The sequence below is a fragment of the Pseudosulfitobacter pseudonitzschiae genome, assembly GCF_900129395.1.
Classification (GTDB): domain Bacteria; phylum Pseudomonadota; class Alphaproteobacteria; order Rhodobacterales; family Rhodobacteraceae; genus Pseudosulfitobacter; species Pseudosulfitobacter pseudonitzschiae.
The window spans coordinates 442952-463206 of record NZ_FQVP01000005.1 but is presented as its reverse complement, the minus strand read 5'-3'; the positions used below and the strand labels follow the sequence as shown (position 1 = coordinate 463206).

Below are 20255 nucleotides of genomic sequence, written 5' to 3'. Positions count from 1 at the left end.
TCTACCCTGCTCTTTTTTCTATTATGTTTCGCGCGGTCCTGCGTGCCAAATGGTCAGCAGCGACGACGTTATCAAGTGTCATTTGGGCGTCAATGTGACCGCCCGCCGCGTCCATCTGCGTCAGCACCTGTTCGACCACTTCGGCCATGGCGGTAAAACTCAGATGGCCTGCGATAAATCCGTCCAGCGCGGTTTCCTTGGCGGCGTTGAACACCGCCCCCGCCAGCCCGCCGCGCGCCATCACCTCGCGCGCCAGCCGCAATGCAGGCCAGCGGGCCGTGTCCGGAGCGCGAAAGGTCAGGCTGCCGATGGCCGCAAGGTCCAGCCGTTCGACCGGCAGAGCGCGCCGTTCAGGCCAGTGCAACGCATAGCCGATGGCATGGCGCATATCGGGTGGCCCCACATGCGCCATCAGCGCCCCGTCGTGAAAGCCGACAAGCGCGTGGATCATGGATTCGGGGTGCACCAGCACTTCGATCTTGTCAGGTTCAACGCCGAAATACTCTCGCGTTTCAATGACTTCCAAGGCCTTGTTGAACATCGACGCGGAGTCGATGGTGATCCGCTGGCCCATGTCCCAATTGGGATGGCTCGACGCCTGCGCCAGCGTCGCATTGGGCAGGTCGGCCAGCGGCCAGTCGCTGAAGGCGCCGCCCGATGCGGTGATGACGATGCGTTCAACCGCTGCCATATCCTCGCCCACCAGCGCCTGGAACACGGCGCTGTGTTCGCTGTCGACCGGCAGCAGTCGCGCGTTGTGCTTGCGCGCGGTCTCAAGGATCAACGTGCCCCCGCAGACCAGCGACTCCTTGTTGGCCAGCGCCAGTGTTGCGCCCTGTTCCAACGCCGCCATGCCGGGGGCCAGCCCCGCTGCACCGACGATCGCGGACATCACCCAGTCGGCAGGGCGCGCTGCGGCCTCGGACAGGGCCGCCTGGCCCGCGGCCGCCTCGATCCCCGATCCGGCCAGGGCCGCGCGCAGATCGTCCAGACGGTGCGCGTCCGCAGTCACGGCCACCTGCGCTCTCAACGCCCGCGCGTCGGTCGCCAGTTGCGCTATGTTGCCTGCACCCGTCAGCGCCACGACCTCGTAGGCCGCCAGATCCCGTTTGATCAGGTCAATGGTGTTCTGCCCGATGGACCCTGTGGCCCCCAGAATGCTGATACGCCTGCGCGTCATGCCGGCTCAGACCAATCCGGGCGGGAAGCCGATGATCTGTCCCACGATCAGCAGGAACACCGACGCCCCCATCATCCCGTCAAACCGGTCGAGAAAACCGCCGTGTCCGGGGATCAGCGTGCTGCTGTCCTTGACGCCCATGTGCCGCTTGATCGCGCTTTCCGCGATGTCGCCCATCTGGGATGCCATTGAAATAGCGATGGAAATCCCGATCAACTCGCTGGTGGCGCCGGTCACGATCATGGTGATCCAGCCGACCACAGCCGCCCCGACCCAACCCGCGGCGGTGCCGGACCATGTCTTTTTCGGGCTGACGCGCGGCCAGAATTTCGGCCCACCGATCATCCGACCTGCAAAATAACCGACAACATCGGTGACCACCACGACCACCACCAGCCACAGCATCCAGCCAAAGCCAAGCTCGTCGCGCACCGACATCATGCCAAAGCCCGCAAGCTGCACCAGAACCGCATAGGACATAAAGATCGTGCGATGCTGCGACAGTTGCCCAAAGCCCACCATCATCGGTGCCAGCAGCACCGGCAAGGCCCAGCCCGCAGGCAGGTAGCCCGACAGCAACAGCGCCACACCCGACAACAGTGCCAGCTGCCATGCCACCGCAGGGGTGCGTGGGGTCAGCATCCGCACCAGTTCCCAGACCGACAGCCCGCAGATCAGAGCCACCATCACGTTGAACGCATGTCCACCAATGGCCACACCGGCCAGCCCCACGATCACCAGAACCGTTGCCGACCCCATGCGCACCGCCAGATCAGACCATTTCGTATCGCTCGTGTTCATGTCTTTACCCCTCCGAACCGGCGGTCGCGGCCCCCGTAAGAGGCGCACAACCGCGCGAATTCCTCCTTGGTGAAATCCGGCCACAGCGTATCGATAAATTCATATTCGGCATAGGCAGACTGCCACAGCAAAAAGTTCGAAATCCGCGCCTCGCCCGATGTGCGGATCACCAGGTCGGGATCGGGCAGCACGCAGGTGTCCAGATATTTGGGCAGCGTTTCCTCGTCCACGTCCTCGGGCTTGAGGTTCCCGGAGGCCACATCCTGTGCAAGCCGCTTGGTCGCACGGGCCACTTCGTCCCGCCCCCCGTAGTTCAGCGCGATGGTCAGGTGCACCGAGGTGTTATTCTGGGTCAGCACCTCGAGGTCGTCCATCAGCTTGACCAGCTTGGCGTCCAGCTTGACCCGGTCGCCGATGAACCGCACCCGCGCCCCGAATTCGTCCAGCGCGCGGGCCTCGCGGCTGATATACATGCGAAACAGGCTCATCAGCCCGGCCACCTCGGTCTGGGTCCGGCGCCAGTTTTCCGTCGAGAAGGCGAAGATCGTCAGATATTCGACACCGACATCCGGGCAGCTTTCCACCACCTCGCGCACGCGCTTTGCCCCGGCCCGGTGACCGAACAGGCGCGGCCGCCCGCGTTGGGTTGCCCAACGGCCGTTGCCATCCATGATAATGGCAACATGACGCGGGCCGTTTGGGGGCAGATCAGCGATGGCGAGGCTCCTAATGCAGTGACGAGGTGAACGATGGCCACTGTTCGGACCCGGTGCCGCAGTGACGCAAGTCAGATCCGGTCAGACCTGCATGATCTCCGCCTGCTTGTTCTCAAGCGCATCATCGATCTGCTTGATATAGGCGTTGGTCATATCCTGAACTTCGCCTTCCCAGATCTTCTGGTCGTCCTCGGACAGGCCGTCAGCCTTGCCCTTCTTGATCTGGTCCATACCGTCGCGGCGCACGTTGCGGATGCTGACGCGGGCATGTTCGGCGTATTGCCCCGCGACTTTCGACAGTTCGCGGCGGCGCTCTTCGTTCAGTTCGGGGATCGGCAGCATGATGATGGTGCCGTTCAGCTGCGGGTTGATGCCCAGACCGCTTTCGCGAATCGCCTTTTCCACCGCATTGACCATGGATTTGTCCCAGACGTTGATCGTGACCATACGCGGCTCGGGCACGTTGACCGTTCCGACCTGGTTGATCGGCGTGCGCTGGCCATAGGCCTCGACCATCACAGGTTCCAGCATCGACGCCGACCCGCGGCCCGTGCGCAATGAGGCAAATTCGGTTTTCAGCGCAGAAATGGCACCGTCCATGCGCCGCTTCAGATCGTCGGTATCCAGCATAAAGTCTTCGGACATGAGGTTTTCCCCTTATTGGTCGCGCGCCCCTTCCCCGGGCGTGGTGCGGGTATAGATCAACCCACGGCCCAAAGGCCAGCAGGCTTTCGCGTGATGGCGCGCAGTGGGCCTAGCCCTGAACGCGCGTATGAGTGCCCTTGCCTGCCAGGATACCCTTGAAGCCACCCGGCTCGTCCAGCGAAAAAACGATGATCGGCAGATTGTTGTCCCGCGTCAGCGCAATGGCCGATGCGTCCATGACGCCAAGCCGCTTTTGCAACACGTCGTCATAGCTGACCACGTCATAGCGTTTGGCATCGGGGTATTTCTTGGGGTCCTTGTCATAGACCCCGTCGACACCGTTCTTGCCCATGAAAATCGCCTCGCAGGCCATTTCGTTGGCCCGCAGTGCGGCGGCAGTGTCGGTGGTGAAATAGGGGTTGCCGGTGCCCGCGGCAAAGATGCAGACCCGCTTTTTCTCAAGGTGGCGCACGGCCCGGCGACGGATATAGGGTTCGGCCACCTCGTTCATGGTGATCGCGGAAATCACCCGCGTGTGAATGCCCAGGCTTTCCAGCGAGGATTGCATCGCCAGCGCATTCATCACCGTGGCCAGCATCCCCATGTAATCCGCTGTCGTCCGCTCCATCCCCTGCGCCGAGCCTTGCAGGCCGCGAAAGATGTTGCCGCCGCCGATGACCATGCAGATTTCGACGCCCAGTTCCTGCACCGACTGCACCTCGCGGGCAATGCGTTCGACGGTGGGCGGATGCAGGCCAAAACCCTGATCACCCATGAGCGCCTCGCCGGAAATTTTCAGCATCACACGTTTGAATGTGACATCCGAGGCAGCTTGGATCTCTTCGCTCATGGGGTTCTCCGGTTTTGGGCAGTTTTGTTTGGGCGCAAACTGTCCTAAAACCCCGCTCAGTTCAATGCACTGCACAAAGGTATCGGCAAGAAATGGGCGCTTTGGGGTCATTTGATCTGTCTTTGGTTGATCCCCGGCGCCCTGTGCTGATCGCGGGGCCGACGGCCTCGGGCAAATCCGGGCTGGCACTGGCCATCGCCGAGGCGCAGGGCGGTGTGATCGTGAACGCCGATGCCAGCCAGGTTTACGATTGCTGGCAGGTGGTCACCGCACGGCCTGACGCGGCCGATCTGGCGCGCGCGCCACATCTTTTGTACGGGCATGTGGCCTATGATGCGCCCTATTCTGCCGGTCATTGGCTGCGCGAGGTCGCACCGCTGTTGTCGGACGGCGCGCGGCCCATCATCGTCGGTGGCACGGGGCTGTATTTTACCGCACTGACCAAGGGACTGGCCGAGATACCCGCAACGCCGGACCATGTGCGCAAGCGCGGCGATGCGATCCCACTTGCCGACCTGCTGGCCGCGCTGGACGCCGAGACCGTCGCGCGGATCGACACCAACAACCGTGCGCGGGTTCAGCGCGCGTGGGAAGTCCTGCAGGCCACGGGTCGCGGGCTGGCCGCATGGCACGACGACACGCCGCCGCCCCTCTTGTCCGAAGGGGCCGCCACCTGCATCGCGCTCAGCAGTCCACCCGACTGGCTGAACGCGCGTATCGCGCAGCGGTTCGACATGATGCTGGCGGGCGGCGCGCTGGACGAGGTCGCCGCCATGCGCGACCGCTATGACCCCGCCTTGCCCAGCTGTCGCGCGATTGGCGTGCCCGAACTGATGGCCTATGCGCAGGGGGATGCGACCCTTGACGAGGCCCGCGAGGCTGCGGTGATCGCCACGCGGCAATACGCCAAGCGCCAACGCACATGGCAGCGCTCGAAAATGGCGCATTGGCAATGGGTTGACCCGTCTGCAGGTTGAACACGCTTTCACTTTGAACATATTCTTGCCGCATTTCAGGGGGTAACCGCCAGAAATATTGCAATTATCAAACAAACACGTATAGATGGCACCATGACCCTTGATGCCATCCGTATCACCACGCTCACCCCTGCAGGCGGGGCGCACGACTGGCGTTGGACGCTGGTGCATGACCTGCCCCAACACCTTTTGATCTGGACCACGCGCGGACAGGGTCGGCTGTTGTTGAACGGCACACGGCGCGGTGTCGGCGCGCACAATGCGATCTTTGTGCCTGCGGGCGAATTGTTCGCGCTGGAGCTGAGCCGCCAGAGCATCGGGCTGATGGCCACGATCCCTGTCGGCACCGAAGTGCGCCTGCCCCAGACCCCGCGCCAGCTGCGCCTGCGCGAAAGTGGCCCGATCACGGAACTGACCGGTTTTCTGGATGCTGCCGCGCGCGAGGCTACAGCCAAACGCAGCCTGACGCAGGACGCGCTGGACGGCTATATGGCACTGGTGTCCGTTTGGCTGCGGCGCCAGATGGCCGAGGATGACCACCTGCCGCAAAAACAGAACGCCGGCGCGCGGCTGTCTGCGCGCTATTGCGCCCGCATTGCCCGCGACTATGCCAACGGTATGAGCTCGGGCGAACACGCCGACGCCCTGGGCGTGACCGGCACCCATCTGGCCCGTGCCTGCAAGACTGCAACCGGCCACACCGCCGCCGAACTGCTGAGCCAGCGCATCCTGCACGCGGCACGCGCAGCGCTTGAGGACACCGATGTGCCGATGCAGGACATCGCCCGCCACCTTGGGTTCGGCAGCGCGGCCTATTTCACGCGCTATATCCAGACGCAGACCGGCAAGACCCCAAGCCAGTTGCGCAAGGCCGCGAACCCACGCGCGATCTGAGCCTCCCTCGGGGACACAGCCGCCGCGAATGTCGCTTTCGTGCAACTTTCGTGTCGCTTTTATTCCGTCAAATCCGAAACCTTCCGTTGACCCCGGATTTTCATTGTTGCCAGATGGCAGAACACATTTGCCATTTGCCCGCCGCGCGCCATCTTGATGACCGCACGGTCGCCGGATCGACGCCGACCTGCAAAATGGGCATTCGAACAGGGAGCCAGATCGCCACCCATCCGGCGCAAACGGTCGCAACAGGCCAATCCAGCATCAGAACGGCCACGCCAGACGGCAGGTCACCATCCGCGACGCAGCGCACCGTCGCAGCCTACCAACAGGGGCATCCATGGGACTATTCATCCTCAGAAGATTGGGCGTCATGATCGTCACGGCGCTGTGCCTGACCTTTATCGTGTTTTTCCTCACAAACCTTTACCCGAACCTTGAAAAGCTGGCCAAATCCCAAGGCAACGTGCGCATGTCGGATGAAGCGGTGAGCAGCTTTCTGGACAAACGCGGCTATCTGGACCCCATGCCGGTCAAATTCGGCCGCTGGCTGGGCGTCGTGCCCGGTTGGGTCACCCAAAGCCCGGATGGCACCGTTACGGGACGTTGTTTTGCCAAAGATGCCCCGCCCGAACAGCGCCCGACCTTTTGCGGCGTGCTGCAAGGCAATTGGGGCCAGTCGACCGTGTTCAAGGATGACGTCGGCAGCATTGTGCTCGACCGGCTGGGCAAGACGGGCACGCTGATGGGCTTTGTCCTTCTGGTCATGGTGCCTGCCTCGTTGATTGTCGGCGTGCTGGCGGGGATGCGCGAAGGGTCGGCGCTGGACCGGTCGCTGTCGACATTCTCGATCGCCACGACGGCGACGCCGGAATATGTCTCGGGCGTGATCTTTATCGCGGTGTTCTCGTCCTCGGCCTTTGGGCTGAAATGGTTCAAGGGGTCAGCGAGATCGGCGATGGAGGATATTACCTTCGAGAATTTCACCCTGCCGGTTCTGACCATCGCGCTCTACGGCATGGGGTACATCGCCCGCATGACCCGTGCGTCGATGACCGAGGTGATGACCACGCAATACATCCGAACCGCGCGGCTCAAGGGTGTCAGCTTTGGCAACATCGTGCTGAAACACGCCCTGCGCAATGCGCTGATCGCACCGTTCACGGTGATCATGCTGCAGATACCGTGGCTGTTGAATGGCGTGGTTATCGTGGAAACCCTGTTCAATTACAGAGGCTTCGGCTGGGTTCTTGTACAAGCTGCAGGCGGCAACGACATCGAGCTGTTGCTGGCCGTGTCGGTCGTTTCGGTGATCGTTGTGCTGCTGACACAGCTGATCTCGGACATCGGCTATGTCCTCCTGAACCCGCGCATACGCATTTCATGAGGAAGGCCTGAGACATGGAACCCTTGATATGGACAGGCACCCTGAGCGGTCTGAATGTCGCCTTTTTCGCGGTGGCGGCGGCGCTGGCCGTGTCGGTCGTTGCGCGCATGGTTTTTGCGGTGTTCGGACCCGCCGCCGCACGGCCGGGTGTGAACAGCGATGGCACGCTGACAGGACCGGTCGGTGTGACCGGCGTGCTGTCCAAGGCCGTACGCTACAGCTTCTCCGCGCTGGCGACGCTGGTGTTGATCTATGTGCTGGGCGGTGTGATCCTGGGCACGCGCGCGGGTATCGTCGGTGGGCTTGCGCGCAACATGCTGCCTGTCTGGATCGTGCTGATCGTGCTGTTCGCCGTCTCGATCACCTTCAAGCGCAAGCTGGGGCTTTACGGCAAGCTTTTTGACAGCACCATCGGCATGATCGGCTTTGCGCTGGTGATGTTCTGGGTGGTCACCGGCATCATGGGCGGCGCATTTGACATGCTGATCACCCATGACCCGCTGAGCCAGTTCCCGGGCATGAAGAACAAGCTGCCCGGCACACCCCTGAGCGGTGCAGGAGAACAGGATTACCAGTGGTTCCTGCTGGGCGGCGACAACTTGGCGCGCGATGTGTTCTCGCGGCTGATCAAGGGCGCGTGGATCGTGGTCAAGATCGCACCGATGGCGACGCTGTTCGCCTTCATGGTGGGCATCACGCTGGGCCTGCCCGCAGGGTATTACGGCGGGCGGCTGGACACGTTCCTGTCCTTCCTCGCCAACCTGATCCTCGCCTTTCCGGTGATCTTGCTGTTCTACCTGCTGGTCACCCCCGAGATCGTGGCAACAGGCATACCCAATTTCATGGCTGCCGTGCTTTTTGCCTTTCCGATCATTTTCTGCGCGGTGCTGCTGAACGCGCGCTATTTCACGCAACCTGCCCTGCGCACGCCGTTGCTGATCGTGGTCCTGGGCGGGCTGGTGTGGACCTATCTGGCGCTGATTTCGAACAACGGGTCGATTGTGGCCAATGACAGCTACCGCATTCCCGGGCTGCCCGCGGCGCTGGACTGGATCGACATGGGCAGCGGGTTGCTGACGGTTTTTGTGGCGGTGGTCTTTGTCAACGCACCCACGGTGTTTCGCATCGTGCGTGGCCTCGCGCTGGACATCAAGACACGCGACTATGTGGCCGCCGCACAGACCCGAGGCGAAGGTCCGTGGTACATCATGTTATGGGAAATCCTGCCCAATGCCCGTGGACCGCTGATTGTCGATTTCTGCCTGCGCATCGGCTACACGACGATCCTTTTGGGCACGCTGGGGTTCTTTGGCTTGGGGCTGGAGAGCGAAAGCCCGGATTGGGGCACCACGATCAATTCCGGCAGGCAATTGCTGTCGATCTATCCCCATGCCGCCATGGCACCGGCCTTTGCGCTGATGACGCTGGTGTTGGGGCTGAACCTGCTGGCGGACGGGCTGCGCGAGGAATCCTTGCGCGATTGAGGACAGGGTGGGTTCGGGGGCGCTGCCCCGCCCACCGGGATATTTGAGGCCGAAACAAGCCCCCAAAGGGCGTTGAGGCGAGGGAGAACGACAATGGTCAAAGACGCATATGACGGCCCCATTCTGGAAATCGACAAGCTGTCGATTTCGTTTTTCACCCGCCTGCGTGAAATTCCTGCGGTCATGGACTTTTCCCTCAGCGTCCAGCCGGGCGAGGCCGTCGGGCTGGTGGGTGAAAGCGGATGCGGAAAATCCACCGTGGCCTTGGGGGTCATGCAGGACCTGGGCGTGAACGGGCGCGTCGTGGGTGGCTCGATCAAGTTCAAGGGCCAGGATCTGGGGACCATGTCACAAAAGGAATTGCGTCGCATTCGCGGGTCGGACATCGCGATGATCTACCAGGAGCCGATGGCCTCTCTGAACCCGGCGATGAAGATCGGCAGGCAGCTGATGGAAGTGCCGATGATCCACGCCGGCATGAGCGAGAAAGAGGCGCGCGCGCGGGCCCTGCAGGTGGTGACGGATGTAAAGCTGCCCGATCCCAAGCGGATACTGGATGCCTATCCACACCAGTTGTCGGGCGGCCAGCAACAACGGATCGTGATCGCCATGGCGTTGATGTCCGAGCCGTCGCTGCTGATCCTGGACGAGCCGACCACGGCGCTGGACGTGACGGTAGAGGCTGCGGTGGTGGAGCTGGTTAAGGATCTGGGCAAGAAATATGGCACCTCGATGCTGTTCATCAGCCACAACCTCGGGCTGGTGCTCGAGACCTGTGACCGCATCTGTGTGATGTATTCCGGCGAAGCCGTCGAACGCGGCAGCATCGAGGATGTCTTTGACGAAATGCAGCACCCTTATACGCAGGCGCTGTTCCGTTCGATCCCGCTGCCCGGTGCCGACAAGAACACGCGCCCCCTGATCGCCATCCCCGGCAATTTTCCCCTGCCCCACGAACGCCCCCAGGGCTGCAACTTTGGCCCGCGTTGTGACTATTTTCAGGCTGGGCGCTGTGACCAAGGCGATATCCCGATGTTCCCCGTGCCCGGCGACGATGTGCACAACACCCGCTGCCTGCGCTTTCAGGAAATCGACTGGCAGGCCCCGCCCCTGCAGGCCGAGGTCAAGGAAAAGGGCGAGGTCGGCAATGTCGTGCTGCGCATGGACAACCTCAAGAAATATTACGAGGTCGCCGCCAACGCGCTGTTCGGTGGTGTTGCGACCAGGGTCGTCAAGGCGAACGAAACGCTCAGCTTCGAGGCGCGCGAATCCGAAACGCTGGCAATTGTCGGGGAAAGCGGATGCGGGAAATCGACCTTTGCCAAGGTTCTGATGGGGTTGGAGACCGCGACCGAGGGGACGATCACCCTGGACGGCCACGACATTCAGGACACGCCGATTGAAAAGCGCGACACGCAGACCGTTGCCGACGTGCAGATGGTGTTCCAGAACCCCTTTGACACGCTGAACCCGTCAATGACCGTGGGCCGCCAGATCATCCGGGCGCTGGAGATTTTCAAGATAGGCAAGACCGCAGCCGACAGACGGCAGCGGATGCTAGAGCTGCTGGATCTGGTCAAACTGCCCCGCGAATTTGCCGACCGGATGCCGCGACAGCTGTCGGGTGGGCAAAAACAGCGGGTCGGCATCGCCCGCGCCTTTGCCGGCGACGCGCGGATCGTGGTGGCGGACGAACCCGTATCGGCGCTGGATGTGTCGGTACAGGCGGCGGTGACCGATCTGCTGATGGAGATCCAGCGCGAACAAAAGACAACGCTGCTGTTCATCAGCCACGATCTGAGCATCGTGCGATACCTCGCGGACCGCGTCATGGTGATGTACCTGGGCCATGTGGTCGAACTGGGCACCACGGAGCAGGTGTTTGCGCCCCCCTACCATCCCTATACCGAGGCGCTGCTGTCCGCCGTGCCGATTGCGGACACCAAGGTGAAAAAGAAACACATCGTGTTGGAAGGGGAAATTCCCTCGGCCATGAACCCGCCGTCCGGCTGCCCGTTCCAGACGCGGTGTGGCTGGAAGGCACAGGTGCCGGGGAACTTGTGTGAAACAGAGGTGCCGCCCCTGCGGGACCTGGCGTCGGGACATCAGGTCAAATGCCACCTGAGCGCAGAGAGATTTGCGGAAATGGAACCCGTGATCCAGATCGCCGCCGAATAACGAAAAGGGCCGCAGCATGAACTGCGGCCCTTAAGGTACTGACGTACGTCGATTATTTAGATTTATCGATGCGGGAAATCTCGGGGATGTTGTCGACAACCGTGTCGGCCAACGTCGAGATCATCGCAACATAGAAATCATCCTGGCCGGGTGCGAGATAGATCACGCCGTCCATCGGTGTTTCGCCTGTCGATGCCTTGATCCAGACGGGATAGGCCTCGGCGTTGATCTCGTTGTTGTCATCGGTGTAGTTGATCGTGGCGCGAAGTTCGTTGAACTCAGCACTTTCAGGCAGCACGGAATCGCCATCCAGCAGCACGCCCTTGATCTCGACATCAATCATCGGATCGCCCGCGTCGCCGGTCAGGTCCAGACGTTCGGCGATCAGGCGCTGAACGTCCGTTTCGATCTGCGGATAATATTGCATCGCGTTGGCGTCGACGTTTTCATTCAAATTCGCATGAACGTTCACTTCAGAAATCGGCGTCTCGGCGAAAGCCCCAATTGGCAGCAGGGCGAGCGCGGTCACAGCAGTCAGTTTTGCAAAAGTCGTTTTCATGGTCTTGCTCCTTCAACGGCCGTTATGGCCCAGGTTGTGCTGAACAACGGGCCGCGCGTTGATTTGGTTCCGAAGCGGGAGGCAAAACGGCAGCGATCCCTGGGCAGCGCCAGCGGAAGTGCGCTCAAAAACCTGAAACTAAAGGATTTTTCAGAAACCAGCCCGAGGGATGAGCCCATTCCTGACAACAAAGCGGTGATTTCTGACGGCGGCGGGAACCTGCCTGTGTCGCACGTCAGGCGTCACGCGCCGAAATGCAGCGCGTCACAACCAAAGCGTCCCGAAGATACCGCTTAGCTGCCCCAGATCACTTTGACGTAATTCTGGGTTTCCTTATAGGGTGGCACGCCGTTGTGGCGTTTCACGGCCGCAGGACCCGCGTTATATGCAGCCAGCGCCAACCGCCAGCTTCCAAAGGTGCGGTATTGCTGGCTGAGATAACGTGCGCCGCCTTCCAGATTTTCGTGCGGATCGCTGGGGTCCACCCGCAGACGCCGTGCCGTGGCGGGCATCAGTTGCGCCAGACCCAGCGCCCCCTTGTGCGATTTGGCCGTGGGGTTCCAGCCTGATTCCTGCTGGATCAACCGCAAGAACAGGTCCTCGGGCACACCATGGCGGCGCGCAGCCTCGCGGGCAGCGCTTAGATAGATGCCCTTGTACTTGCCGTTATAGGCCGGGTTCATGTTCCATTTGGTCGGTGTGTTCACCTTGGGCGGCTGCAGCTGAACCGACGCCGTGTATTGTTGCGCCGCGCGGCTGTCCAAAACTTTTGTCTGTGATCCGAACAACTTGCCGCGGCTGCGCGTCGAAAACACGTCCGCATGCGCGGCCCCCGCCAGTGTCGCACCTATCACCAGCGCAGAAATACATACGCGCATAAATCTCAGCCCCCAGATCGACAAAGCCCGCACGGCTCTGGTTTCACCCGTTGGCGCACTATACTTGATCTTGTGCCTTGGGCCACCCCATAAGGTGCCAATATCCTTTAGGCTTCTGTTTACCATGTTCCGACCAGTCTGTAGGTTGTCACGACCGTTCGGGAATCGCCCGATCGGGTACGAATGAGTGAGAGGACATCATGGCTGGCTCAGTGAACAAAGTGATCCTTATCGGCAATCTGGGCCGCGATCCCGAAGTGCGCAGCTTTCAGAACGGCGGCAAGGTGTGCAACCTGCGCATCGCCACCTCCGAGACATGGAAAGACCGAAACACCGGTGAGCGCAAAGAGCGGACCGAATGGCATTCGGTTGCCATCTTCCAAGAGGGGCTGGTGCGCGTTGCCGAGCAGTACCTGAAGAAGGGCTCGAAAGTGTATATCGAAGGCCAGTTGCAAACGCGTAAATGGCAGGATCAATCCGGTCAGGACCGCTATTCGACCGAGGTTGTTCTGCAAGGGTTCGGCGGCACGCTGACCATGCTGGACGGCCCAAGCGGTGGTGGCGGCGGCGGTGGCGGCAACTACGGTGGTGGTGGCGGCGGCTATGACAGCGGCCCCTCGGATGACCGTTACGGTGGTCCGTCTTCCGGTGGTGGCAACAACGCGCCCACACCTTCGCGCGACCTGGACGACGAAATTCCGTTCTAAGGATTTGGGTCTGCGCGGCGTCTAGGCGTCGCGCAGAACATCCAACACCGCCTCGGGCGGCACGTCACCCGTGACAAAGGCATCACCGATGCCCCGCGCCAGCACGAAACGCAGCTGGCCATTCACAACCTTCTTGTCCTGCCCCATCAGCTCCAGCAATGCCTGCGGCCCCGGCAGCGCGCCGTCGATGTCGGCCAGGTCGGTTTTCATACCCATGGCCCGCAGGTGCGCGCGCACGCGGCTCGGCTCTTCCTGGCTGCACAGGCCCAGACGCGCAGAAAGCGCAAAGGCCAGCGCACAGCCCACCGCCACGCCTTCGCCATGATACAACCGATCCGAATAACCGGTTGCGGCTTCAAGCGCGTGGCAGAACGTATGCCCAAGGTTCAGCAAGGCCCGCTCGCCCTGTTCCGTCTCGTCGCGCGCGACGATGTCGGCCTTCATCTGTACAGACCGGCGCACCGCTTCGACGCGTGCAGGCACGTCGCCTGCGGCCAAAGCCGGTCCCTGCCCTTCGAGCCATTCAAAAAACGCGGCATCGCCCAGCAGCCCGTATTTCACGACCTCGCCGTAGCCTGCCAGAAAATCGCGTGCGTTCAGCGTGCCCAGAACATCCACATCCGCCAGCACCAGGCTGGGCTGATGAAAGGCGCCGATCAGGTTCTTGCCGTGCCGCGCGTTGATCCCAGTCTTGCCCCCGACCGAGCTGTCCACCTGCGCCAGCAGCGACGTGGGCATCTGCACAAAGCGCACCCCGCGCCGCAGGATCGCGGCGGCAAAGCCCACCAGGTCGCCAATCACGCCACCGCCCAAGGCCACGACGATATCGCCACGCTCGACCTTCTGGTCCAGCAGCCAGTCGACGCAGGTCATCAGATGCGGCCAGCTTTTGGTGGCCTCGCCCGCAGGCAGGGTCATCGCGGCACTGTCGATCCCGTGGCTGCGCAGGCCCTCTTGCAATGGTGACAGATGCAAGGCCGCGACATTCTCGTCCGAGATCACAACCACCCGCGACCGTTTCAGCAGCGGTGCGATATGCAGCCCCGCCTCGGCCAGCAGGCCGGTGCCGATCACCACGTCATAGTCACGCCCCGGCAGGTTCACATGCACCGTTTCACGCATCAGTCTTCTCCAACACATCGGGCCGCGTCAGCAGCGCCGCAATCACCCGGTCCGCCATTTCGTCAATGCTGTACGACGGTTTGGACGGCACATGCAGATCGGCCAGCTTGTAAAGCGGCACCCGCGCCTCATACAGACGCGTCAGTTTGCCCTTGGGGTCGGGATCGCGCAGCAAAGGACGCGTGTCCTTGTAACGCACCCGTTGCCACAGCAACGGCAGGTCGGCGTTCAACCAGACGGAAACGCCCCGCCGCGAAATGTTGCTGCGATTTTCCTCGCTCAGGAATGCCCCGCCTCCGGTGGACAGGATTCCCTGGGCCGTGTCGAGCAGGCGCGAGATCACCTGGGTTTCCTTGATTCGGAAAAACGGCTCGCCGTCACGCTCGAAAATCTCGGGCACGGTCATGTTCGCTGCCGCCTCGATCTCGTGATCGCTGTCGATGAAGGGCACGCCCAGCTTCGCCGCCAGCGCCTTGCCGACGGCGGTCTTTCCCGCGCCCATCATTCCCACCATCACAACGGTTTTATGCAGGGCAAATTGCGGAGTATCTGCTGGACTATCTGGCATGGATTGCTGAATTTCGCTCATATTCCGGTGAATGACGTGATATTGGAGAAAAGGCCATATATAACTTGGTCAAAATCATAAGACCCGGGGCAGGCTGAGACATGGGAAAATTAATCAAGTATCTGATATATCTAATCGTTCTGGGGCTTCTGGGTTTGGTGGTCTACGCCTATGTCGGTCCATTTTTCGGTGCTGACTTTGACCCGCCACAGGCCGAAGTACGTGTGCCCGTGACACTCGATGGCAAATAAGAGCAGCGTAAATTCGCCCAGAGCGGGCCGGGTCCCAGGCCTGATCCTGGGTGTTGCCCTGTCCGTGGGAACCGCGCAGGCGCAAGAAGCGCCCCTGTCGGTGATCGAATGGCTGGAGCGCAATGCGCCCACGCCGGCGGCACAAACAAGGCCTCCCACCGATGAGCCCGCCGTCACCCCCAATGGCAATGTGCCCTCGATCACCGTATCGCCGCTGGACGGTCCCGCTGCGCGGCGCGTCGGGCTTGCACCTGCGTCGGTGACCGGCCTGCCCGACACATTGTGGCAAGGGTCGGACGGTACCGAGCTGGCAGATGCCATCGCCGAGGCCAAGTCGATCCGCCTGCCCGCCACGCAGTCGCTGTTCTACACGCTGCTGTTGGCCGAGGCGCTGCCGCCTTCCGTTCAGGACGAGACCTTTAACCTCGCCCGCGTGGATGCGTTGTTGCGCATGGGCGCGCTTGATCCTGCGCTTGCGTTGCTGGAACAGATCGGCCCGGAATCGTCGCGGGCCGTCTTTGCCCGCTATTTCGACGCCAGCCTGTTGGCCGGCACCGAAGACACCGCCTGTGCCAAGATCACCACCAAACCGTCGCTAAGCCCGGATTACGCCACACGGGTGTTCTGTGCCGCCCGCGCAGGTGACTGGGAGACCGCAGTGCTGCTGCTGGGCACCGCCCGCGCGTTGGACGCGATCACCGCAGCGCGCGCCGACATGCTGGAGCGGTTCCTCGACCCTGACCTGTTCGAGGGCGAGGCGGACCTGCCGACACCGGCCAAGGCCGACCCGCTGGCCTTTCGCGTTTACGAGGCGATCGGCACCCCGATTTCCACGACCCTGTGGCCCCGCGTCTATGCCAACGCGGACCTGCGCGAGCTGGCCGGATGGCGGTCGCAACTGTTGGCGGTCGAGCGTCTGGCACAAACCGGTGCCATCGCCGACAACCGCCTGCTGGGCATTTACACCGACCGGCAGCCCGCCGCATCGGGCGGTCTGTGGGACCGGGTGCGTGCCGTGCAGCGGTTCGAGACAGCCTTGAACAGCAACAGCGCCGAAGCGGTGGCCAAAACCCTGCCGAAAGCCTGGTCCGAGATGCAGGCCGCAGGCCTGGCCGTGCCCTTCGCCAACCTTTTTGGCGACCGCCTGCCCGCGTTGCAGGACAGTGCCGCCAGCACGGCCGCTTTTGAAACGATGCTGCTGTCACCGGCTTACGAAATGGCCGCCGCCCAATACCCCACCGCCGCCGCGCGTGCGCCGTTTCTGGTGGCACTGGCGCAGGGCGACACCACCGGCACGCAACCCAACGGACCGATGGAACAGGCGCTGGCCGATGCCTTTGCCAATGCCACACCCGACGCCGAACTGATCGGGCTGGCGCGCACCGGCAAACTGGGGCGTGCGCTGCTGGGGGCGCTGGAAATGGTGAACGAAGGTGCCAAGGGCGATCCTGACAACCTGCGTCAGGGTCTGGCCACGCTGCGCGCACTGGGACTGGAAGATAACGCCCGCCGCACCGCGCTGCAAATCATGCTCAGGCCCGCGTTATGAGCGCCGACACCGACCGCTGGATTTCCACTTTTATCGAAGCGCAGGCCGCCGAACTGGGGGCTGCACAGAACACCCTGTTGGCCTACGGGCGCGATCTGAAGGATTTCGCCGAATGGGCCACCCGGCGGGGCCGCACGTTCGAGACCGTGAAACAGGACGACATCGAAGCCTACCTGGTCTTTTGCGACGACCAGGGCCTGGCCAAATCCACCCGTGCGCGGCGGTTGTCGTCGATCAAACAGATGTACCGTTTTGCGTTCGAGGAAAGCTGGCGCGCCGAAAACCCTGCGATCCAGATCTCGGGTCCGGGTCAGGACAAACGCCTGCCCAAGACCTTGGAGATTGCCGAGGTCGACCGCTTGCTGGAGGCCGCCCGCGCATCGGGGCGCAATGAGGCGGATGCAGCGCGCAACACCTGTTTGATGGAACTGCTCTATGCCACGGGGATGCGCGTGACGGAACTGGTCGGACTGCCCGTCAGTGCGACACGGGGCGATCCGCGCATGTTGCTGATCCTGGGCAAAGGCGGCAAGGAACGCATCGTGCCGCTGTCCCCACCGGCCCGTGCGGCGCTGGTCGACTGGCTGAAAATCCGCGATGCACAAGAGGATGCAGCCCGCGCCAAGGGCAAGCCCGCCTCGCGCTTTCTGTTTCCGTCGCGCGGGGCTGCGGGGCATCTGACGCGGCATCGTTTCTATCTGATGATCAAGGAATTTGCCCTCGCTGGCGGCGTGAACCCCGACAAGGTCACACCGCACACGCTGCGCCACGCCTTTGCCACGCACCTGCTGGCGGGTGGGGCCGACCTGCGGTCGATCCAGGCGCTGCTGGGGCACGCAGATGTGGCCACGACCGAGATTTACACCCATGTGCTGGACGCGCGCCTGACGGAACTGGTGCTGGATCATCATCCGCTGGCAGGCGACAGCGCACGCAAAACATCGGTCAAGACTCCGACGGACGAACAATAAAAACTTCGATCCGGCCCGATGGATTGCAATCATCTGCCTGCATTCCCTTGAATGCGCGGCCCATCGCCCCCATAACCCTATGAACCCACAAGGATCACAGACTTACCAATGGACCCCTCTTCTGCAACGCTGGACGGCGCTTTCTGGATAACCTGCGGGATCATCCTGTTTCTTCTGGTTCTTTCCGGCTTTTTCTCCGGCTCGGAAACCGCCCTGACGGCGGCATCGCGCGGGAAACTGCGCAGCCAGGCCGACAAAGGGTCACGCGGCGCGCAACGGGCGCTGAAAATCACCGAAGACAATGAACGGCTGATCGGCTCTGTCCTGCTGGGCAACAACCTTGTCAACATCCTGGCGGCCTCGATGGCCACTGCCCTGTTCACCCGCGTCTTTGGCGAAAGCGGCGTGGCGCTGGCAACGTTGGTCATGACGCTGCTGGTGCTGATCTTTGCCGAGGTGTTGCCGAAAACCTATGCGATCACCAACGCCGAAAGCGCAGCCGCCGCCGTGTCGCGGCCCATTGCGCTGATCATTCTGGTGTTTTCGCCCATCGTGGCGGCTGTGCGCTATTTCGTGCGCGGCGTTTTGTTCGTGTTCGGCGTGCGCATCGACCCCGACAGCAACGTGCTGGCCGTGCGCGAGGAAATCGCGGGCGCGCTGCATCTGGGCCATTCCGAAGGTGTGGTCGAGAAAGAAGACCGCGACCGTATCCTGGGTGCCCTCGATCTGGGGGACCGCATGGTTGAAGAGATCATGTTGCACCGCTCGGGCATCGAGATGATCAACGCCCAAGACGACCCCGAGACCATCTTTGAGCAATGTCTGAAATCCAGCCACACCCGCTTGCCGCTGTTCCGTGACGACGTGGAAAACATCATTGGTGTGGTCCATGCCAAGGATCTGTTGCGCGCGATGTACAAGATCGTCGGCGGCCCGGATGGCGATGCCAAGGCACTGAAGTCGTTCAACATCCTGGACGTGGCCACGAGCCCCTATTTCGTGCCGGAAACCACCACGCTGGATGACCAGATGCGCCAGTTCCTGCGTCTGAACACGCATTTCGCGCTGGTGGTGGATGAATACGGCAGCCTTCAGGGGCTGATCACGCTCGAGGATATTCTGGAAGAGATCGTGGGCGAGATCACGGACGAATTCGACCCCGACGCCGACCACCCGCTGACACGCGGCGAGGACGGACAGTTTATCGTCGACGGCTCGATGACCATCCGCGACCTGAACCGTGCGACCGAATGGACCTTGCCCGATGACGAGGCGAACACCGTCGCCGGTCTGGTGATCCACGAGGCCCAGATGATCCCCGACGTCGGTCAGGTGTTTTCGTTCCACGGCTTCCGGTTCGAGGTCACCGCCCGCGACGGCAACCGCATCGCGGCGCTGGCTATTCGGCCGCTAGTTCGGCGTTAGGCGCGTCTTTCATCGGCACCTGCATGTTCAGGTGATAGCCGTCTGCCCGCGCCTCAAGCGTGAATTCCGCCCCGATCTGAAGGGCAGCGGCCTGCATCAGGCGCTGGCCCAGCCGGGTCACTTCGGTCTCTTCGGCCGGGTTCGCGTTGCCGATGCCGTCATCGCGGCAGTGCACGCGCATTTCCGAATGATCTTGGGACATCTCGACGGTGATGGCCACCGTGCCGCGCCGCCCCCCCGGAAAGGCGTGCTTGATCGCGTTGGCGGTGAATTCGCTGACGATCATGCCGATATTGGCCGCTGTCGAGGATTCCACCTGTACCTCGCAGACATCCATGTCCAGACGCACGTTCGACGGTGCCGACGCCTCGAGCAGCGAGGCCACGCGCACCAGATAGGGTGCGAGCGACACGCGGTTCGACTGGCTGGTCTGGTACAGCTCCTGATGCAGCATCGCCACCGCATCAATGCGCCGCTCGACCGCCGACAGCGCTTCGATGGCCGCTGCATTGTCGACCCGCGACTTATACATCCGCACCACTGACGCCACGGTTTGCAGCGAATTCTTGACGCGGTGGTCGATCTCGTCGCGCAGAACCGCCGCCTGGTGCAAGGCCAGCCGCAATTCCATCTGACGCATCAATTGCGCGCCCAGCACCCGCAGCGTGGTACGTTGCAGGTCCGTCAGAACGCGCGGTTCGGTGTCCAGAACGCACAGCGTCCCGATCGGCAACCCCTCGCCCGAGATCAACGGCATCCCGGCATAAAAACGGATGTGTTCTTCGCCCATGACCAGGGGATTGTCCGCTGTGCGCAGATCCAGTGTCGTATCGCAAATCTCGACCAGATCATCCTGAAGGATCACATGGCTGCAAATCGAACGGTCCAGATCGGTCTGGGGTGCATCCAGCCCCACGCGCGCCTTGAACCACTGGCGGGTTTCATCCACCAAGGAAATCAAAGAAATCGGCACATCGCAGATTTTAGATGCCAGATCAACGACTTCATCAAACTGGCTTTCGGCCTCGGTGTCCAGAATGCCAAGCTCGCGCAGATGCGCCAGCCGTTCGCTCTGTTTGGGATGGAGCTGTGCGCGCATTCCGGGCCCTCATA

20 protein-coding genes are annotated in these 20255 nt (G+C 62.2%); 10 read left to right on the top strand and 10 right to left on the bottom strand.

Features of this window, described 5'->3' with window-relative positions; all coding sequences use genetic code 11:
* Nucleotide 1 precedes the first annotated feature (1 nt).
* From dxr to pyrH, 5 genes are all read right to left on the bottom strand, one after another.
* Nucleotides 2-1180 (bottom strand): 1-deoxy-D-xylulose-5-phosphate reductoisomerase, encoded by a 1179-nt coding sequence (gene dxr, locus BUC08_RS16875; RefSeq protein WP_037928855.1) that lies wholly within the window; start codon nt 1178-1180, stop codon nt 2-4.
* Between the two features lie 6 nt (nt 1181-1186).
* Nucleotides 1187-1981 (bottom strand): phosphatidate cytidylyltransferase, encoded by a 795-nt coding sequence (locus BUC08_RS16870; RefSeq protein WP_037928857.1) that lies wholly within the window; start codon nt 1979-1981, stop codon nt 1187-1189.
* Nucleotides 1978-2697 carry a polyprenyl diphosphate synthase gene (gene uppS / locus BUC08_RS16865; RefSeq protein ID WP_037928859.1) on the bottom strand — a complete coding sequence of 240 codons (720 nt, stop codon included), beginning with the start codon at nt 2695-2697 and terminating at the stop codon, nt 1978-1980. Before uppS ends, BUC08_RS16870 begins: the two co-directional genes overlap by 4 nt.
* Nucleotides 2698-2778: 81 nt before the next feature.
* Nucleotides 2779-3342: a ribosome recycling factor gene (frr, locus tag BUC08_RS16860; protein WP_037928861.1), complete on the bottom strand. Its 564-nt coding sequence runs from the start codon at nt 3340-3342 to the stop codon at nt 2779-2781.
* A gap of 109 nt (nt 3343-3451) precedes the next feature.
* On the bottom strand, nt 3452-4192 hold the full coding sequence (gene pyrH / locus BUC08_RS16855; RefSeq protein WP_037928864.1) for a UMP kinase: 741 nt from the start codon (nt 4190-4192) through the stop codon (nt 3452-3454).
* A gap of 92 nt (nt 4193-4284) precedes the next feature.
* On the opposite strand from pyrH, the gene miaA reads away from it, so the two are divergent.
* The 5 genes from miaA (at nt 4285) to BUC08_RS16830 (ending at nt 11112) form a co-directional block, all read left to right on the top strand.
* The gene (gene miaA / locus BUC08_RS16850; protein WP_051694576.1) at nt 4285-5169 is read left to right on the top strand and encodes a tRNA (adenosine(37)-N6)-dimethylallyltransferase MiaA; all 885 of its coding nucleotides are present in this window, start codon (nt 4285-4287) and stop codon (nt 5167-5169) included.
* A 93-nt stretch (nt 5170-5262) separates the two neighbouring features.
* On the top strand, nt 5263-6063 hold the full coding sequence (locus BUC08_RS16845) for a helix-turn-helix transcriptional regulator (protein ID WP_037928867.1): 801 nt from the start codon (nt 5263-5265) through the stop codon (nt 6061-6063).
* Nucleotides 6064-6403: 340 nt separating this feature from the next.
* Entirely contained in the window at nt 6404-7450 is a 1047-nt protein-coding gene (locus BUC08_RS16840; protein ID WP_037928870.1) for an ABC transporter permease, read from the top strand.
* 14 nt (nt 7451-7464) lie between these two features.
* Complete coding sequence (locus BUC08_RS16835) at nt 7465-8934, top strand: ABC transporter permease (protein ID WP_037928872.1); 1470 nt, start codon at nt 7465-7467, stop codon at nt 8932-8934.
* Between the two features lie 93 nt (nt 8935-9027).
* A complete protein-coding gene (locus tag BUC08_RS16830) occupies nt 9028-11112 on the top strand; it encodes an ABC transporter ATP-binding protein (RefSeq protein ID WP_037928874.1) in 2085 nt (694 codons plus the stop codon).
* Nucleotides 11113-11164: 52 nt separating this feature from the next.
* Here the strand turns inward: BUC08_RS16830 and BUC08_RS16825 are convergent, their stop codons facing one another.
* Together BUC08_RS16825 and BUC08_RS16815 are read right to left on the bottom strand one after the other, a co-directional pair.
* On the bottom strand, nt 11165-11671 hold the full coding sequence (locus tag BUC08_RS16825; RefSeq protein ID WP_037928879.1) for a hypothetical protein: 507 nt from the start codon (nt 11669-11671) through the stop codon (nt 11165-11167).
* A 293-nt stretch (nt 11672-11964) separates the two neighbouring features.
* On the bottom strand, nt 11965-12549 hold the full coding sequence (locus BUC08_RS16815; RefSeq protein WP_051694582.1) for a lytic transglycosylase domain-containing protein: 585 nt from the start codon (nt 12547-12549) through the stop codon (nt 11965-11967).
* A gap of 200 nt (nt 12550-12749) precedes the next feature.
* Here BUC08_RS16815 and BUC08_RS16810 point away from each other — a divergent pair, with 200 nt between their 5' ends.
* Complete coding sequence (locus BUC08_RS16810; protein ID WP_037928885.1) at nt 12750-13256, top strand: single-stranded DNA-binding protein; 507 nt, start codon at nt 12750-12752, stop codon at nt 13254-13256.
* Nucleotides 13257-13277: 21 nt separating this feature from the next.
* Here the strand turns inward: BUC08_RS16810 and aroB are convergent, their stop codons facing one another.
* Both aroB and BUC08_RS16800 read right to left on the bottom strand, forming a co-directional pair.
* Entirely contained in the window at nt 13278-14378 is a 1101-nt protein-coding gene (gene aroB / locus BUC08_RS16805; protein ID WP_037928886.1) for a 3-dehydroquinate synthase, read from the bottom strand.
* Nucleotides 14371-14967, bottom strand: coding sequence for a shikimate kinase (locus BUC08_RS16800; protein ID WP_037928889.1), 597 nt, complete (start codon nt 14965-14967; stop codon nt 14371-14373). The genes aroB and BUC08_RS16800 overlap by 8 nt, the downstream gene beginning before the upstream one ends.
* 80 nt (nt 14968-15047) lie before the next feature.
* On the opposite strand from BUC08_RS16800, the gene BUC08_RS24825 reads away from it, so the two are divergent.
* The 4 genes from BUC08_RS24825 to BUC08_RS16785 all read left to right on the top strand — a co-directional run bounded on the left by BUC08_RS24825 (nt 15048) and on the right by BUC08_RS16785 (nt 19142).
* Nucleotides 15048-15197 carry a hypothetical protein gene (locus BUC08_RS24825; protein ID WP_169741853.1) on the top strand — a complete coding sequence of 50 codons (150 nt, stop codon included), beginning with the start codon at nt 15048-15050 and terminating at the stop codon, nt 15195-15197.
* Complete coding sequence (locus BUC08_RS16795; RefSeq protein WP_224769574.1) at nt 15187-16746, top strand: hypothetical protein; 1560 nt, start codon at nt 15187-15189, stop codon at nt 16744-16746. Before BUC08_RS24825 ends, BUC08_RS16795 begins: the two co-directional genes overlap by 11 nt.
* On the top strand, nt 16743-17717 hold the full coding sequence (locus BUC08_RS16790) for a site-specific tyrosine recombinase XerD (protein ID WP_037928892.1): 975 nt from the start codon (nt 16743-16745) through the stop codon (nt 17715-17717). Before BUC08_RS16795 ends, BUC08_RS16790 begins: the two co-directional genes overlap by 4 nt.
* A 108-nt stretch (nt 17718-17825) precedes the next feature.
* Complete coding sequence (locus BUC08_RS16785) at nt 17826-19142, top strand: HlyC/CorC family transporter (RefSeq protein ID WP_037928895.1); 1317 nt, start codon at nt 17826-17828, stop codon at nt 19140-19142.
* Here BUC08_RS16785 and BUC08_RS16780 read toward each other — a convergent pair.
* Nucleotides 19117-20241, bottom strand: a complete 1125-nt coding sequence (locus tag BUC08_RS16780; protein ID WP_037928897.1) for a sensor histidine kinase — start codon at nt 20239-20241, stop codon at nt 19117-19119. The genes BUC08_RS16785 and BUC08_RS16780 overlap by 26 nt on opposite strands.
* Between the last annotated feature and the right edge of the window lie 14 nt (nt 20242-20255).